Here is a 16,013-nt window from a genome sequence, read left to right as displayed (position 1 = left end):
ACCAGATTGGAAGGAGAAGGGGAAAATGGATAAGTATCGGAATGCAGCGCTTCCCGTTGACGAGCGCGTAGAGGATTTGCTGTCGAGAATGACGCTGCGCGAGAAGGTCGGGCAGCTGAACCAGCACTTGTACGGCTGGATGGCATATCGGCAATGCGAAGGGACTGAAACGGAGTTTGAACTAACCGAATTATTCAAAGAGCATGTCGAATGGGGAGCAGGCATGGGGGCGTTGTACGGACTGTTCCGGGCGGACCCTTGGTCCGGAGTGAACTATGAGAACGGGATTCCTACGCAAGACAATGCCAAGGTAGCGAATGCCATACAGCGCTATGTTATCGAACACAGCCGGCTTGGCATTCCTGTCCTTCTCGCGGAGGAATGTCCCCATGGTCATCAGGCGCTAGACGGAACGCTTCTGCCCGTTAATACGGCTATCGGATCGACGTGGAATCCTGAATTAATTGAACGCGCCTATAGCCAAGTGGCCTCCGAGATCCGCAGCCGCGGGGCTCACATCGGCTTGGTATCGGTACTGGACATTCTGCAGGATCCGCGGTGGGGACGCTCCGAGGAGTGTTACGGGGAAGACCCGTACCTGGCTGCACGGATGACGGAGGCGGTTGTGCACGGCATGCAGGGAAGAGAGCAAGAAGAGCGGAAGCGCCCGGACAAGGCGGCAGCCGTGCTTAAGCATCTGTGCGCTCAGGGAGCAGGGCAGGGCGGTCGCAATGCAGGACCGGTTCCCGTTGGCGAGCGGGAGCTTCGCGAAATTCATCTGCCAGCTGCGCAGGCCGGGATCAAGGCAGGAGCGGCAGGGGTCATGGCGGCCTATAATGAGCTTGACGGCATCCCATGTCATGCCAATGATAAGCTGTTAACCGGCATTCTGAGAGATGAATGGGGATTCGATGGGATTGTCATGGCGGATGGAACGGCCATCGACCGTTTGGTGTCCATAACGGGAGATTATGAATCGGCGGCAGGACTTGCCCTGTCATCCGGGGTTGATCTTAGCCTGTGGGACAAGTCGTTCACCACGCTTGAACAAGCGGTGAAACAAGGGAAGGCCGATATGGAGTACATCGATCGGGCGGTGGCTCGAGTGCTTCGGCTTAAATTCAGACTGGGACTGTTCGAGCACCCATACATAGACGAAGGCTTGGCAGCTGCAACCGTCAATAATGCTGCCGCTAAAGACTTAAATGCATCCGTCGCAAGAGAAGCGGTTGTGCTGCTCAAGAACGACGCAAACGTACTGCCGCTGAATAGCGGCCGGATCAAACGACTGGCGGTCATCGGCCCTAACGCGGACAGGCTTTACAACCAGCTTGGAGACTACACCAGCGTTCAGCGCGAGAGCAGCGGAGTCACGGCGCTTCAAGGCATTCGGATGGCTGCACCCGCAGGCACGGACATCGTCTTTGCTCCCGGATGCAGTGTACGAGGCATGTCGACGGAAGGCCTGCCCGAGGCGGTTGAAGCAGCCCGTTCCGCGGATGCGGTCGTGCTCGTACTTGGCGGCAGCAGTGCCCGTCAATTCGGAGATACGTTTGACAGTAATGGTGCAGCCATTGTAGCTGAAGGGGATCCGACGGAAATGGATTGCGGTGAAGGCGTCGATCTAGCCGATCTCCGATTAGGCGGCATACAGGAGCAATTGGTCCGGGAAATTCACGCGCTCGGCAAACCAGTAATTACGGTGCTCATTCAAGGACGTCCGCTGGCCATCGGCGAGGTAGCTGAGCTCAGCGATGCGCTGCTGTGTGCCTGGTATCCTGGAAGCGAAGGAGGCCGTGCCATTGGCGAGATCCTGTTTGGACAGGTGAATCCCAGCGGCAAGCTTTCCGTATCCATACCACGCTCCGTGGGTCAATTGCCGGTTTATTATAATCAGAAGAACGCTGGACAGCCTCGTCCCTATGTCGATATGCCGTCCAAGCCGTTATATCCGTTCGGATTCGGTCTTGGTTACAGCATGTTTGAATACGGAACTCCAACGATTTCGCAGAAGGAAATGACGCTGGAAGAGCTTCGATCCGGAGGCCGTGTCGAGGTCAGCGTGGAAGTGAGAAACAGCGGAGACATGAAAGGACTTGAAACTGTACAGCTCTATATTCAAGGCGATCAATCAGGGATTACCCGTCGTTTGCGGGAATTAAAGGGATTTAAGAAGATAGCGCTGGAGCCAGGTGATGTAAGCAACGTCACCTTCGAGCTTGGCTTCGAGGAATTGGCTATATGGAATCGAAACATGGAATTCGAAGTAGTCCCTTGTCGAGTCAACATCGTAGTGGGGGCCCATTCGGATTGGGAAAGCGGAGTTGTTCAGTTAAGGTTAAAGTCCTAAAACGAAGCTGAAACAAAAAAAAGGGTTCTTAAACATTAGCACGATGCATCGATACTTGGAGGCAGCATTTAACGCTGTCTCTTTTTGTCGTGAATGTGCACTTTCGTTGACTAGAAGAAGAAATTGGGATATTATTTTAGAAATCACGGAAAACATTATCGTTTTATTATTTTCCGAACGAGGAGGTGTACCTATTGAAAGAGCGAATTGTTGCGGCGGCAAGCCATGAAATCAAGAGAAGAGGATTACGCTTTACGATGGGGGACCTTGCCAAACGACTGGGTATGAGCACGAAGACGCTGTACGGATGGTTCCCTTCCAAGGATGTGCTGATTGCAACGATTCTTCGTGAGGCCATTATCGAACTTCAAGAAAAAGAAAAGGACATCATGACTAATCCTGAACTGACTACGCTCGATAAACTTAAGCGATGTCTTATCCTCATTCCGACTGATTTTCAGTTTATCGGATTAAACCTCATAACCGAGCTTCAGCGTTATTATCCTGATCAATGGAAGACGCTGGATGAATTTCTGAATAAACAGTGGGACAGCATCACTGAACTATTTGAAGAAGGAATCAATCAAGGTTTGTTACGCCCGTTTAATACCAAAATTTTTATTGATTTGTATGTTGGAGGCCTTTATCGCTTAATTGAGGACTCGTCTGAAAATAAAAGCAGCATTACGCTTCAGGAGAGTCTGCGGGATATGGGAGAGATCCTGTTAACCGGTATTATTCAGAAGGAAGTTTGAACGATCATTTATTCATTAAGGAGAAGAGAGGGTATCACTTGAGTAAATCATTAAAAGGTCTGTTTTTATTTACGGATATCGGATTTATTTTGTACTGGGTCATCACTGCACTAGCGTTAATTCCCAAGGAATATTTATATCAGGATTACACGAATGAGCTGTTAGTGGCCTGGAATTGGTCGTTCTTCCCGCTCGATATATTCATTTCCATCACCGGAATGTACAGCATTTACCTACATAAACAGATGAATATAAAGTGGAGAAGCGTTGCCTTAATCTCGCTCATCCTGACATTTTGTTCCGGACTGCAGGCGATCGCTTTTTGGATCATAAAGTCCGATTTTGACATCATGTGGTGGGCGCCTAATCTGTACCTCATGTTATATCCATTGTTCTTCATCCCAAAACTGCTTGAGACCAAAGAGCCGTGTTAAATCACGGCTTTTTGATTTTCGTTTTACAAAGATCGGATGAACATTCGATAAAAGTTACTGCGGACCTCTTCTGAGCGCAAGCGAAAAAAAAGGGCTAAAGGACCATGCGATTCGTCTAACTTTAAGTATTTTATACACGGGAAATTCTTGAGGTACATGGTAAACTCAATAGTGGATCCCCCATTTTTTGTAATGAAGCAGAAACTTGATTGGAATGAAGCGATGTTTCTGTATAAAAGAGAGGAGGAAGATATCCTATATCATGGCAAAAATGCCCGCATGAACCTTGTCTTTCGTGCGTTTTCGGGGGCAGTCCAATTTCTTTCCTACTATTAATGGAGGTGTATTGATGGTTGACGTTCAAGGGTTGAGGCATATGAATAGGCATTTAAAAATGCTAACGTCCGCAATACTTGCAGCTCTCGTGTTTTGTTTGTCCGGATTGCCCGCATTCGCGGCGACTCCTGAGAAAACGATCAACGCTTCAGCAACGCTCGCCTACAACTTAAAGGGACTTAATCATAATGTGGCCGTTCAGAAGGCATATATCGCGGATAAATATCTCTATGTCACGCAGCGGTCGAAGGGAAATTGCTATCTTTCAAGATTGCTCATTAACGGGAAAGACGCTACTTATGTAGATGAAATGACTGTTACGAATACCGGTCACTGCCAAACGCTGGATATGTATACGTACAATGGCATCAATTACTTTTACTTTAGTTCCAAAGCAGATCCTTCAACGGATTATTACTGGTCGCTGCAGGTAGCTAGGCTGCAATATTCGGCTGGCAAGACCGTGGATTATACGGATTTGCATCGCTTCACCTACATGAATTACGCCAATAAAACGGGGGCAAGGCTTGGTGAGACCTACCGTGTGGATGGCGGCGGCAACAGTACGCATACGGTGTTCCGGGTACAAACCAAAGAGGGAACCGTAACATGGTCGATTTATGACACGGTCGCACTCAATAAACTTCTGGACAGTAATGAACAGGTGCGAATGGACAGCGCAGCTGCGGTTAACGCCGCCGTTGGCAGCTTTACGCAGTCGGGCAGTGCGATCGTAAGGCCGAACGGATCCTTCCAGGGGGCCGATATGCTGGGTCAGACGAAAATATATACGTCAGGCGGTGCCGAAGGCGATATCCCGCAGATTGCCATGATGACCAACGCAGGAACATTCAAAACCCTCGTGAAAATAACGAATGTGGGGAACCATGAAATCGAGGGAGTACAGACAAAGAACGGCAATGTTTATTTTACGATCGTTACGGACCCGGTAAACAAAAAAGATACGCAAAAAGTGTATTACGTTCCGGACAGCATATTTAATTAACTTCCACCAAGTTAGTCTCTGATAACTGTAACATCAGTAAATTTAGCATAGTTGGCATTCGACTATGGAAGGGAGATTTGTCCATGAAAAAAGGCTTCGTCTCGTTTATCGCCTGCCTGTTGTTTGTTCCGATGTTTACAACGGGGGTTCTGGCGGCTGGAAAAGGACAAGGCAAAGAAGTAAGCACGACGGTGATGTCTTACAATATCCATCACGGGGTTGGATTGGATGAGCAGCTAAGCCTGCAAAGAATCGCCGATGTTATCCGTGATTCCGGCGCAGAGATTGTCGGCCTTCAAGAAGTGGACCGGTTTTACGGGGAACGAAGCGACTTTCAAGACCAAGCGAAGGAATTGGCAGGTTTGCTCGGATATCATTATGCTTACGGTGCGAATCTAGATTTGGAGCCTGCGGAAGGTCAGACGAATAACCGCCAGTATGGAACAGCCATCGTGAGCAAGTATCCGATCCTTCGTTCCGAGAATGTGCTGCTGAGCAGCTTCGGGAAGGAGCAGCGCGGTGTTCTACACGCTGTTGTCAATCTGAGGGGGATCCACGTGGATGTGTACAACACGCATCTTGGATTGGACGTCACCAGCAGAACGGCACAGGCGCAGGAAATCATTGAGCTTGCATCAGCTTCTGAGGGACCGGCGCTGCTAATGGGCGACTTCAACGCAGAACCAAACAGTTCAGAGTTTAAATTGTTGCTGGACAGCGGTTTATTCGTAAACAGCTTTCAGGGAATCGAAGATGCCTATACGTTTCCTGTAATCAACCCGTCGGCAACGATCGATTACATTCTGACCTCACCAGCTGTTCAGCATTCGAATCAGCGCGTGATTCATACGGAAGCTACGGATCATCTGCCTATCGCAGCCGAAGTATCATTCAAGCGTTAGGCCGTTTGGGTAAGCTTAAAGTTTAGGTTCGTGCAACATATATACAGGACATAACAATGGTCAAGGGGCTACCACCGGGCATTTGCTTGGGGTAGCCTTTTTCGTATGAGGAGATGAATCGATATTCTTCCCTTTACAGTTTTTTTACCGTTCTGTCTATATCCACAAAATAGGTTATGCTACGATACAAGCACAAGGAGGGAGCGTGCATGATCACTTGGAGATTACCGCTGGTTGCATTGATGTGCCTGAGCATAACCGTAACGGGGTGCATGCAAGGTGGCAAAGGGCAGGGCTCTGGCCGTATACTTTCGCACTCAACGGCATCAGATATGGCTGGTGCCCCAGAAAAGACAAAGCTGAGATTCTGGTCAACGGGGCGTCATGACGCGAATTATATCAAAGAGGTCATTCATCGTTATAACGAAGAGAATAGCGATTTAATTGAGGTTGAGATGACGGTTATGGCAGATGATTTTGCCCAATCGCTAGATTTGTCATTTGCCAGCGAGCAATCACCCGATATCTTTACCCCGATCGATCTCGCTGAAATGACCCGAAAAGGCTATGTGGAGCCGCTCAACCCATATTTAACGCCCGAGATCAGAAACAGGTTCGGGAAGCAAGCCTTCATCGAGGGATACAACGTCTTTGATCCATACATATACAGCCTGCCTAACAGCGGATCAACCTTGCGGCTTATTTATAATGTGGAGCTGTTTAAGCGGGCAGGCATAACCTCCCCTCCGAAATCGCTTGACGAGTTGGTGGAGGCGGCAAGTCGAATCACCGAAATTGGAAAAGCGGACGGCATTTACGGTTTTGCTCTCCCCTATAAAAATCCTGCCAGCGCTCTCGGCCGGTCAGCCGTTCCGATCGCGGAAATAAGCGGAATCAGCGGCGATGGATATGACTTTTCGACAGGCAATTATGATTTCTCAGGCTTTATACCGATTATAAGCGCATTTCGGACCATGATGGAGAATGGCAGTACGCTGCCGGGATCGGAATCTCTGGACATCGATCCGCTTCGGGCACAATTTGCCGACGGGAAGATCGGGATGTATCTGTCCTATTCTTCGGAACCCAGCATTTATAAGTATCAGTTTCCTGCGAAGATGCAATGGGGAGCTGCTCTGCCCCCATCAATTGACGGAACCTATAAAGGAGTGATCAATCAGGGAGTTGGAGCGACGAGGTGGTTATCGATTAGCAGCCAGTCGAAGCATAAGGAGGAAGCTTGGAAGTTTCTCCGTTATATGTATAGCGATGAAGTGCTGATTGGGTATCAGGAAGCCGGACTTGGCATTATATCCGTGGAGGCGATAGCCGCTAAAGCCAGGAAACCCGATATCGACGGCATCACCAGCTTCTTCCCAGGTGAGTATGACGGAATATGGCCTGCATCGCCTCAAGGATTCAAGCCAAAGGGTAAGGAGTGGGAGGACGAAATCGTAAAGTACATCATGATCGGCGGGGATCTTGATTCATTGGTTGAGGATCTGAACGCGCGTTACAACGCAGCATTAGATCAGGAACAGGCCGCCGGCAGAGTGGATATGAAAGCCATTCCTTCATTTGATCCGCTGCATCCTCAGGAAGTCTCATGGCTAAGTGATTGATCTACATTAGCGGACAACTGCTGCCACAGCCGAAACATAGAGACGGAGGATGTTGATTAATGCTCTACCGACTATCGTTCAGACGCCGAATCTGGATCGCGTTTATGCTCATTGTCATTTTTGCGGTTACTACCGCAGGCGCGTTAAGCTACATGATCGCGGAGGAAGTTGTGAAGGACAATGCCTATCAGCTTAGTCAGGAAACGATTCATAAAACATCGAAGGTGTTGGATGAGAAGCTGAATCATGTCACGCAAGCAGTTTACTCAATGATGGTCAATACGGCTTACCGAAGAGCGTTAGGGATGGACAGCAGCTACTCGGAGGCGGAGAACTACTATACACATTTGTCCGGGCTGCAATCGACTTTTGTGCAGACCAAGCTGTATGAACCTATGATCGATTCTATTCTTATCGCCACGCGTGAGGGTGACTATTACCAGACGAGTCAGCAGCGTAACTTCTCCTATTCGTTCTATGATTCGGAGCTGTATACGCATATCAAAAGCGAGAAGCGCAAATTATGGGTGGCCGGTCATGAGGACCGTTTCTTTTCCAGCGGGGAGAACGTCATTTCCTTTGTGATGGAGGGCATACCTTCCCATTACATCGAGGATATTTTCGTTGTAGCGAATGTCAAAATCGACTCGATTCGATCCTTAATTGCCTCGGAGGATAAAAATCGCAAGCAGTTCCATCTCTTGGCCTCCTCCGATGGGAGCGATGTGCTGCTAAACGATTCCATCATCGCGGATACGCTGAAACATGAGCCTAAATACAGGGAGGCCTTGTCTGCTGAGCAGGGTAGCTTTGAGTATTCGGATCAAGGTTATGAGTACCTCGTTAACTTTACTAAGCTGGGGGGAGTGAAGGAGTGGACGCTATTCAGCTTCCTGCCTAAATCAGAATTGATGAAGCAGATGGACAGCATTAAGCTGACTATTCTTGGGGTTATCACGGGGTGCTTGCTCGTGTCGTTTGCTTTTGCGAATATGCTGACCCGTTTGCTCATAAGACCGTTAAGCCACTTGCAATCACTAATGAAACGGGTGGAGATGAACGATCTTAACGTACGTTATGAAAGCGAATACAATGATGAAATTACGCAGGTCGGTTATCGCTTTAACCGGATGCTGGAAGAGCTTAATGAAATGTTTGATGTTGTGAAGCAGGCAGAGAAGGAAAAACGCCAGTCCGAGATGAAAGCCCTGCAAGCTCAAATTGATCCTCACTTTCTATATAACACGCTGAACACGGTTTATTGGAAGTGCCAGCTGAATCAATTGGAGGATGTTCAGGAAATGGTGCTGTCCTTATCACAGCTGTTTCAGCTCGGCCTTAATCGCGGCAAGGAGATGACAACGCTTGCACATGAGCTTCAGCACGTGGAGCAGTATTTAAACATTCAGCAGAAATGCTACGAAACGCTCTTTACCTACATGATCGAGGTTGATCCTTTAGTGGATATGCAGCACCCGATCTTAAAAATTATACTGCAGCCGCTGGTTGAAAATTCAATCCTGCACGGCTTTAACGATCGCAATGAGGGTGGCTTCATACGGATTCAGGTGAAACAGGATAGCTCTTATCTGTACTTCATCGTTGAAGATAACGGTATGGGGCTGAACGAAAAGAATACAGCTGATCCACTCCTTCGACAACCGGCATCCTCAGCTGGATCGGGTTATGCGTTATATAATGTCCGGTTGCGATTGCAGCTACAGTACGGTAGCTCGGCTGATTTGCACTTGGAGAGCGAACCTAATGCATGTACCCGAGTTTCGATTATCATCCCCCGTTACCCACAACTCGAAGGGAGTTGACTCAAGCCGATGAGCGCAAGAACGACAACGATATGCTTTATTGATGACATTCAGAGTGTCGTTGATGGCATATCCAAGCAAATCAACTGGGAACATCATGGGATATCCGTAAGCGGGACGGCAATCAATGGAGAAGACGGACTCCTGTTGATCACCTCGTGCAAACCGGATATCATCGTGACCGATATTCGAATGCCGAAGCTCGATGGTCTGGAAATGACCCGACGTGTCAAAGAACTGCTGCCGCGCAGCAAGGTCATATTGATGACGGGATTCAATGATTTCGAATATGCGAAGCAAGCGGTTCAGCTTGGGGCGTTTGACTTCATAACGAAGCCCTTTTCACTGGCTCATATCGAGGAAATTGTCGTAAAGGCAAAAAAAGAAATTGAAGCGATACGAAACCAAGAGGATCATATCGCTGAATTAGAGCAGCGGGTTCAGGAGAGCATGCCGTTCCTGCGTCAGGAATTGTTCACGTTGCTGTTGCATCATAAGGTGAACGAACAGGAGGCGGAGCAGCGGTGGGAATATGTGAAGCCGGATTTGGAGTCCAGGCATTTGCTTGTCATGATTCTTGAAATCGACGGATTTGCTGACAAGCATCGAGATTCGACGATGAATGAACTGGAGCTCGCCCGGTTTGCATTGAAGAATATTACGGAGGAGACCATCGCTTTGTATACAAAGGGGATGGTATTCCGGGATTCGGCTAACCGCCTAGTGGCGGTGTTGAATACACCGTTATCAGCTTCAGCGGCGGCCATAGCGGAGGCGTGCTGTCAGCATGTCAGATTATATACTTCCTTAACGATTTCAATAGGAATTGGCAGCCCCGTAACGTCTATCCATGAATTGAACTCATCGTACGATCAGGCTTTGCATGCCCTGTCATACCATTTCTATACCGGCGGCAACGCGGTGATTTCATACGAAGATATAGCTAATACGGAAATCTCCCTGCCGCGCAGCATACGGGCCGCAGAGCAGGAAATGGTATATGCCATACAATCCGGAAACGTCCGTCAAGCTTTACTGACGCTTGATCATATCCTGACTGAGTTTACGGACAGGTCGCCGCTTCCGAAGCCGGAATACTTCATCAGCTTGTACTATGAGCTGGCGTACATGATGCTAAGGGCGATTCAAGACAAGGTACCCATGAACGAACTATCCGATTTGAACATGATCGTTCGGGAAGGGCGGGTCAGCTCGGAGAGATCCTTAACGGACATGAAGAAGATTCTGCATAGCATCGTGACGCTAGGCTGTGAACGCATTGAGAATCAGAACCGCTCCGCCGCCGCAAAAATCATCCAGGAAGCCATTCTTTATGTGAAATCCAATTTGGATCAGGACCTCAGCATAAGTACTTGCGCGAAGGCAGTTCATTTAAGCCCAAGTTATTTTGCCGGCTTGTTCAATAAAGTGACGGGAATGGCATTTAGTCAATTTGTTACTCAAGAACGGATGGAGGTGGCCAAGCGGCTGCTCTTGGAGGATCGGCAAATCCAGGAGATTGCGGAGTCGCTTGGTTATGTAGAGCGGCGGTATTTTACCGACGTATTTAAAAAATATACGCAGATGACACCATCGGAATTTAAGCAGGCGCACATAAGATACAACATTTCATTGTAATGGGAGGGATATCGTGACTACCCGAATTGAGAATGCCATTGACTGGCCCGTGTTTATGTCCAGACACGATATGGTGTGGACAACGCGTCCGATCAGCTGGGATGAAGGGGCTTTTCTTGGAAACGGCATGCTCGGAGCGATGATCTACAGTGAAGAACATCGGGATAAACGGAATGTGCTGCGTTTTGTGCTTGGACGTTCCGATATAACCGCATCGCGTCCGGGTGCAGAGGCTTTTCCGGTACGCGTGCCTATTGGCGAGCTCGCGTTGGAGCTGGAGGGTTGGATTTATCAGCCCTATGAAATGCGGCTGGAATTATGGAACGCGGAGCTCCGGGCGGTTATACCGACTACGAAGGGAGAAGTCAGAATTCGTGCGCTTGTGCATGCATTAGCACCCGTACTTGTCTTGGAGCTCGATGCAGATGAAGGTGAACGCCATGCGAAGCTGAAGTGGTACGCCTATCCGGAAGTTGACCCTATTTTGAAGAATGCGGACGGGATCAATCTCAACCAATATATACCTGATACCACCGTTCAGCATATAGAATCCGGTGAGGTATCGATCGGCATACAGGAATATGGAAACGGGGATGGCTGCACTACGGCTTGGATAACTCACCGTCCTGACCAGACTGAGCAGGGGGTGGGAAGCTCGCATCGCCAGATCTGCATTCTAACCGTAATGAATGGCACGGACGATTCCGTTCGTGATCAGGCGATACGAGAACTTCGGGCTGTATCGAACTCAATCTCAGGCTGGGAAGCCTGGATTCATGGCCATCGCAGGTGGTGGCATCATTACTATCCGGAAAGCTTCATTTCCATACCGGATCAGCAGCTGGAAAGCTTCTACTGGATACAGATGTATAAGCTTGCGTCAGCGACCCGGGCGGACTCATTCCCTATCGATAATCAGGGGCCGTGGCTCACATCGACGCCTTGGCCTGGACTATGGTTCAATATGAACGTTCAGATGAGTTACTCTCCGATCTATACGGCCAATCGACTCCATCTGGGCATGTCGCTGATTCGTTCTTTGGAGGGGCATCAGGATCAATTGATCCGTAATGTTCCCGAAGCATACCGTGCAGACTCGGCAGGACTTGGTCGAAGCTCAAGCTATGATCTGAACAGTCCGGTCACGGATGAGGTGGGGAATTTAACTTGGGTGATGCATAACTGTTGGCGTCATTACCGTTATGCCATGGATGATCAAATGCTGCGAAGGCTGGTATATCCTCTTCTGCGGCGCAGTGTGGGTTTATATTTGCATCTTCTTGAGGAAGGGCAGGACGGCCGTCTACACTTACCTCCCACAGTCTCACCGGAATACGGGTCCTTTAAGCAGGTGAAGACAGCTGATACTCATTATGATTTAGCGCTGCTGCGCTGGGGATGTGAAACGTTGATCCGCATTTCGGATCAGCTTGGTGTTCATGACCCGCTGCATGACAGGTGGCGGGAAGTGCTGGAGCGCTTGGTACCTTTCCCTGTCGATTCATCCGGTTATATGATCGGCGAGGGTCAGCGTATGGAATTCGGACACCGTCATTTCAGCCATATGCTGGCGGCCTTTCCACTGCATATCGTCGGCGATACCGAAGAGGAGAAGGAGCTGATTCTTTCCTCGCTTCGGCATTGGATCGGCCTTGAAGGAGATTTGCGCGGTTTCAGCTTTACCGGAGCCGCCTCCATCGCGGCCAAGTTAGGTTTAGGAGATGAAGCTCTCGCATATTTACGAAGTTTAATGCATCTCATTAAGCCGAACACCATGTATAAAGAAGCGGGACCGGTCATCGAAACACCGCTGGCCGGGGCGGAGTCGATCCAAGATATGCTGCTTCAGAGCAGAGGGGAGCGGATCTATGTATTCCCTGCAGTCCCTAAAGAGTGGCCGGAGTCGGTATTCCATCAGCTGCGGGCAGAAGGAGGCTTTCTTGTTAGCGCAGCTCGGGAGGAAGGGCGCACAGCTTGGATACATATTTGCAGTCTTGCCGGAGAGCCCTGCCGGATCGTAACGGATATGGCCTCTTCTGCGGACAACGAGCTGGTTATTGACATCGGGGGAATCACGAGAAAGTGTCCGATCCAGGCAGACGGGACGATCGATCTGGCTATGAAGCCTGGTGAGGAAGCTTATATTTACAGAGCCCATGGGAGCGGATCCACTCGATTCCGCATCTCGCCTGTCCCTGCTGAGAAGGGCAAATGCAATCTGTTTGGCAGTCGTAAACCGTGGAGATTGTATGGGATTCCCCAATAATCGGTAGATCATCGTAAAAACCTGCAACCGTTCTCGTCTCAAGAGCAGCCTTATCCCTATGAAGGCTGCTCTTGTTATCACCAAAGGCTATAAGTGTGTGTTCAAAAAGGTCGATTTTCAGCACCGAGAAGGTTGGATGAAGCTAGGGACGTCAGGAGCGGAGCGTACGTTTTGGGTACGTGAGCACCGGAAGGCCCGGCTGAATTCAAGATTCGATGCTGAACTGCTTCCTGATTCGCTTCGTGTTAGATATAGAATTTATAAGTTATCTTGCTACGCTGATGAAATTCTGTATCGCAAGAAAACCTACCTTTAAATCGCGGTCGCTCGTCCTTGAATTGACCTCGATTGGTTTTCTTATCAAAAGCGGACTTTTTGAACAACCTCTATAAGGAGGAAAATCATATGTTCAGCATCCTTCGCAAATATAATCGCAGCGTCATTGTGGCGTGGCTGTTCTCTTATGTCACCGTATTAATGGTGCCGATTCTGATCAGCTTTGTGCTGTATTCATTCTCATATCATCAAGTGAAGAGCGAGACCAATCGGGCAAACGAATTGCTTCTTCAGCAGATGGAAATGTCCATTGACAGCAAGCTGAAAAGCCTGGAGCGTTTAAGTCTGGAAATCGCGCTAAACAAGGGGATATCGGCATTTTCCAGCGTGGAGTTACCACTTCGAGATCACCAGTATTACGATGTGTTCAGCATATCGGAAAGCCTGCGAACTTATAAAAATGCAAACGATTCGATTGAGGATATTTACGTAATGTATTTGAACAGTGATACGGTGATTTCAACCTATGGCCACACAAGCGGCATGGGCCTCTATCAAAAACTGCTGCGAAATGACGAACCCTCTTATGAGAAGTGGATGGGACAGTTTGAGCAAAGATATGTAAATGGTTACAAATCTATGGAGTTTCAAGATGGCCTTCAGAGCTTCCCGGTGGTTGTATTTGCTCATTCCCTTGTATTTAATTCCCCGGCACAGCCCCCTGCTGTTGTCCTGTTCTTGATCAAGGATTCGAAGCTCATCGAGAGCGTTCCCCGGCAAAAGGATGCCAGTATGTTCATTATCGATACGGATAGTCAGTATATCGCTGCATCACGACAGGATCCGACCGTACCTGCTGGCCTGAATTATGAGCAGCTTCAAGGAGATAGCGGAATGATCTACATGGACTCGGGCGAGGGGAGGTTCGCCGTTTCCTATATCACGTCGCAAGTAACCGGATGGAAATATGTATCCGTACTGCCAGCAGCATTATTTAATGAGAAGATGAAAGATTTACGTCATCTGACATGGATCAGCATCGCCCTGAGCTTGTTTATCGGAGGGATCGTTACAGTATTGTTCTTACGCAGAAACTATATGCCGGTTCAGTTGATGCTGCAAAGTTTATCCAAGCAATTCGGTCTGAGGTTTGACGCGGGAGCCAACGAGTACTCGTTCCTGCAGGGGACGATTCAGCAGCATTTTCATGAAAAGGCGGATATGCAAACGGCGCTTCACAAACATCGCAATACAATACGAGCGCATTTATTGCGGCGTCTGTTAAAGGGGTACTCCGACCATGATCAGTCTCTTCATACTACGCTGCCTGCGCACGATATCCAGTTTCATTCCGACCGATCTGTCGTCCTGCTGATATCGATTGATCATTATGGCAAGTTTGAGCAGTTTGGCATTCACGGGCTCCCGGATCAGAAGCAGCAAATGCTTTATTTCATACTGACTAACGTGCTTGAGGATACGGCTTCCGGTGAAGCGCTCGTTTTTACAACAGAAATGAACGATGCGCTTGCTTGTGTCGTTAACTTGAAAGCGAGCTTGTCAGAGGAGCAGGAGCAAAGTGTGTTGAATCGAATACTGGCTCAGGTTCGCGAATTCATGCGAAAGCATATTGAAGCAGAGCTTACGGTGGCTGTGGGACAGGTACATTCGAGTTTGCATGGCATAGCCCTTTCTTATCAAGAAGCACAGGCCGCACTTGAATACCGGATTGTGATGGGGAGCGGACAGTTCATCCTATATACGGACACGCTTTCTGACAAGAGTATGCAAACCCGTCAATTTTATTATCCTTTGAGTGTCGAGCAGCAGTTTATAGGCTTGGTGAAGAGCGGGAGCTACGACAAAGCAGAAGCCATTTTGGATGATATATTCCAAGCCAATTTTTCAAAGCATCCGGTTTCGGTACCAATCGCCAAATGTCTGATGTACAACCTGGCAAGCACGATGCTGAATACGTTTGAGGAAGTGAAAGCGGGCAGCAAGCGAACATCTGAAGAGCAATTCATCGATGCGGATCTATTGCTCGAATGCGATCATGTTCCGGAGATGAAGGAGCGGATGAAACAGATGCTTGCGCAAGTCTGTGAATGGATCCTGGCCGAGAAACGGAATCATCACCGTTATCTAATCGAAGATGTCTCGCAGTATGTCCAAGAGCATCTGTATGACCCGAATTTGAATATTTCAACGATTGGCGATGCTTTTCAGATGACCCCCTCTTATGTATCAAGACTGTACAAGGAATTTACAGGAGAAGCCTTGCTGGATACCATTAACCGCCTCCGCCTGTCTAAAGCAAAAGAACTGCTTGTTTTGCAAAAGCTCACCGTCAATGAAATCGCTTACCAGGTCGGTTATTCGGATGTCAGCACGTTTCTGCGAATCTTTAAAAAATTCGAAGGCGTGACCCCCGGGAAATATCAAAAAGCCGCGCTGTAAACCTGATTTTTGATGAAATTCCATCGATTTTTAAGGAATTGCCTGCGATTTTAGATTTTGTCTATGGTCAGGGACGCGGGTTTTATTGAACAATGACATCGGATAGGGCAACATGCTGGCCTATCCGCTACCTTAATCTTACAAT

At 48.6% G+C, this 16,013-nt stretch carries 10 protein-coding genes; all 10 read left to right on the top strand.

Annotated elements, in window-relative coordinates:
- Positions 1 to 25 precede the first annotated feature (25 nt).
- The 10 genes from M4D81_RS15975 (at position 26) to M4D81_RS15930 (ending at position 15,868) form a co-directional block, all read left to right on the top strand.
- Positions 26 to 2,350, top strand: a complete 2,325-nt coding sequence (locus tag M4D81_RS15975) for a glycoside hydrolase family 3 N-terminal domain-containing protein (protein ID WP_260067255.1) — start codon at positions 26 to 28, stop codon at positions 2,348 to 2,350.
- Between the two features lie 194 nt (positions 2,351 to 2,544).
- Positions 2,545 to 3,105, top strand: coding sequence for a TetR/AcrR family transcriptional regulator (locus M4D81_RS15970; protein WP_260067254.1), 561 nt, complete (start codon positions 2,545 to 2,547; stop codon positions 3,103 to 3,105).
- A gap of 38 nt (positions 3,106 to 3,143) precedes the next feature.
- Positions 3,144 to 3,539, top strand: coding sequence for a YvaD family protein (locus tag M4D81_RS15965; protein WP_113061732.1), 396 nt, complete (start codon positions 3,144 to 3,146; stop codon positions 3,537 to 3,539).
- A 349-nt stretch (positions 3,540 to 3,888) separates the two neighbouring features.
- A complete protein-coding gene (locus M4D81_RS15960) occupies positions 3,889 to 4,881 on the top strand; it encodes a phage baseplate protein (RefSeq protein ID WP_071220955.1) in 993 nt (330 codons plus the stop codon).
- Positions 4,882 to 4,964: 83 nt separating this feature from the next.
- Positions 4,965 to 5,783 carry an endonuclease/exonuclease/phosphatase family protein gene (locus tag M4D81_RS15955; RefSeq protein ID WP_260067253.1) on the top strand — a complete coding sequence of 273 codons (819 nt, stop codon included), beginning with the start codon at positions 4,965 to 4,967 and terminating at the stop codon, positions 5,781 to 5,783.
- Positions 5,784 to 5,992: 209 nt separating this feature from the next.
- The gene (locus tag M4D81_RS15950) at positions 5,993 to 7,405 is read left to right on the top strand and encodes an ABC transporter substrate-binding protein (protein ID WP_260067252.1); all 1,413 of its coding nucleotides are present in this window, start codon (positions 5,993 to 5,995) and stop codon (positions 7,403 to 7,405) included.
- 59 nt (positions 7,406 to 7,464) lie between these two features.
- A complete protein-coding gene (locus M4D81_RS15945; protein ID WP_260067251.1) occupies positions 7,465 to 9,228 on the top strand; it encodes a sensor histidine kinase in 1,764 nt (587 codons plus the stop codon).
- A gap of 9 nt (positions 9,229 to 9,237) precedes the next feature.
- A complete protein-coding gene (locus M4D81_RS15940) occupies positions 9,238 to 10,866 on the top strand; it encodes a response regulator (RefSeq protein WP_260067250.1) in 1,629 nt (542 codons plus the stop codon).
- 13 nt (positions 10,867 to 10,879) lie between these two features.
- Entirely contained in the window at positions 10,880 to 13,132 is a 2,253-nt protein-coding gene (locus tag M4D81_RS15935; RefSeq protein ID WP_260067249.1) for a glycosyl hydrolase family 95 catalytic domain-containing protein, read from the top strand.
- Between the two features lie 405 nt (positions 13,133 to 13,537).
- Positions 13,538 to 15,868: a helix-turn-helix domain-containing protein gene (locus M4D81_RS15930; protein ID WP_260067248.1), complete on the top strand. Its 2,331-nt coding sequence runs from the start codon at positions 13,538 to 13,540 to the stop codon at positions 15,866 to 15,868.
- The last annotated feature ends 145 nt before the right edge of the window (positions 15,869 to 16,013 follow it).

It is taken from the genome of Paenibacillus sp. p3-SID867 (assembly GCF_025142895.1).
Classification (GTDB): domain Bacteria; phylum Bacillota; class Bacilli; order Paenibacillales; family Paenibacillaceae; genus Paenibacillus_AQ.
This window is presented reverse-complemented; position numbering and strand designations above follow the sequence as displayed.